The sequence below is a fragment of the Pseudomonas sp. EA_65y_Pfl1_P113 genome (assembly GCF_963970525.1).
Classification (GTDB): domain Bacteria; phylum Pseudomonadota; class Gammaproteobacteria; order Pseudomonadales; family Pseudomonadaceae; genus Aquipseudomonas; species Aquipseudomonas tritici.
Genome location: NZ_CAXAQM010000625.1, coordinates 1 through 444 on the forward strand (window position 1 = coordinate 1; position 444 = coordinate 444).

The following is a 444-nucleotide window of genomic DNA, read 5'->3' on the forward strand; positions in this document are numbered from 1 at the left end:
TGAAGGCTACGGCAATGCCACCGACCAAGTTCGGACGGCTCGCAGTGCGGGACCCGCGGCTTGTCCACGACCTGCGGCGCGGTCGCGAACCCGGCCCGCGCATGGTACGCCGGATCGAGGCCTTCCTCGCCGAACAGCAGGCGCGACCATGAGCCGCGGCCCGGATGCCGCCACGCTGCTCCGCCGGGCGCTGGAACGCGATGCTCGCACGCAAGGATGTGCCATCACGATCGGCACCGTGCACAGCACACGCTGGGCCAGCGCGACCTTCGTCGGCGCACAACATCGGTTGACGCTGGATGCGCCCGACGATGCGGCGCTGGCCCGCTGGCTCGGTGCATTGGCCGCAGCCGAACTGACGCTGCGCGGACATCTTGTCGCCGATGCCACGGTAACCGCGCTCGCGCGGCACGGCGGATGCGCCGAGGCGACGATCGAAGTCCT

1 protein-coding gene is annotated in these 444 nt (G+C 70.5%); it reads left to right on the forward strand.

Annotated features, from left to right (window positions below; genetic code table 11):
* Nucleotides 1-148: 148 nt before the first annotated feature.
* On the forward strand, nt 149-444 hold a 296-nt coding region (locus AACY52_RS31430; RefSeq protein WP_339561564.1), incomplete at its 3' end, for a hypothetical protein.